The sequence below is a fragment of the Marinagarivorans sp. genome (assembly GCF_982758155.1).
Genome location: NZ_CEXWTU010000405.1, coordinates 1 through 1,242, shown reverse-complemented (window position 1 = coordinate 1,242; position 1,242 = coordinate 1). Strand labels below are relative to the sequence as shown.

1 protein-coding gene is annotated in these 1,242 nt (G+C 36.8%); it reads left to right on the top strand.

Translation table 11 applies throughout. From position 1 onward, the window contains the following. The first annotated feature begins 214 nt into the window (after positions 1 to 214). Positions 215 to 1,147 carry an ABC transporter ATP-binding protein gene (locus AC3A8L_RS21385; RefSeq protein ID WP_487964302.1) on the top strand — a complete coding sequence of 311 codons (933 nt, stop codon included), beginning with the start codon at positions 215 to 217 and terminating at the stop codon, positions 1,145 to 1,147. Positions 1,148 to 1,242: the final 95 nt, after the last annotated feature.

Sequence of the window (1,242 nt, the reverse complement as noted above, 5' to 3'; positions counted from 1 at the left end):
CACGTTATGTACAAAGAAGCTAAAATTAAATAATTTTATGCTTTCTATAAAAAACCCGCAATTGCGGGTTTTTTTTTGCCTATTACTCATTAAAACTATTTAGAAAAATAGTTTGAGCTTGGGCTGACACCTTCCCTAATTATATTAGCGAGACCCACAATCTATGGTAAGCTTCGAACTCAATAAAAATGAAGTTTATTTCCTGTAAAATATTATGACATCCCCATTACTTTCCACTCATGAACTTTCTCGAGATTATGGTTCTCACACCGTTGTTAACAATGTTAAATTTGAAATTAATAAAGGTGAAGTTCTCGGGTTCTTAGGGCCTAATGGCGCAGGAAAAAGTACCACCATGAAGATGCTGAGTGGTAATTTAGCACCCACTAGAGGTGAGATAACCATTAACGGTTATGATCTTTTATCTCAGCCTAAGCAAGCTAAATCACATATTGGTTACTTACCCGAACAACCTCCGCTTTATAAAGAACTCACTGTTAAAGAGTTTCTAACATTCAGTGCCCAGATAAATAAAATTGCATCATCTCACATTAAAACTTCTGTTGACTCTGTCATTGAACGATGTGGTTTAACTAATGTGACTAAACGCCTTATTGCTAACCTATCAAAAGGCTTTCAACAACGAGTTGGTATTGCCCAAGCAATCATTCATAAACCCGCGGTGGTTATTATGGATGAACCTACATCAGGCTTAGATCCAATTCAAATACGAGAAATTCGTCATTTAATCCGAGATGTAGCCAACGAACATAGCGTAATACTATCCACTCATATTTTGCCAGAAGTGCAAATGCTATGTGATCGAGTACAAATAATGAATCAGGGGCAGTTAATTCTAAGTGACACAATTTCAGGTTTGAGAGAACAAATGCAATCATCCAGTTTGTTTATAGAACTTGGCTCCCCTCCTAATCAAAATGCTTTACACTCTCTTGCCGGTGTGACCCAAGTAGAGGTGCTTACAAACAATCAGTTTCGTTTACATTTTCTACCAGATGAAAATCCAACAGATAGACTGATTAGTACCGCAGTGACGCAGCAATGGCAGTTGAAACAACTAACACCAGAACAACATTCCTTAGAAGATGTGTTTATGAAAATTATCCAAGAGGAAAGAACAAGCTGATGTTTACTCTTGCCAAAAATGAACTCTATCGACTCTTTTTTTCACCATTAGCATGGATTATTCTGGCTTTAACTCAGCTTATTCTTGCTTACTTG

Bases quoted from the DNA above. Each gene is read 5' to 3' on its own strand.
- AC3A8L_RS21385 (WP_487964302.1), top strand. From the start codon at position 215: ATGACATCCCCATTACTTTCCACTCATGAACTTTCTCGAGATTATGGT.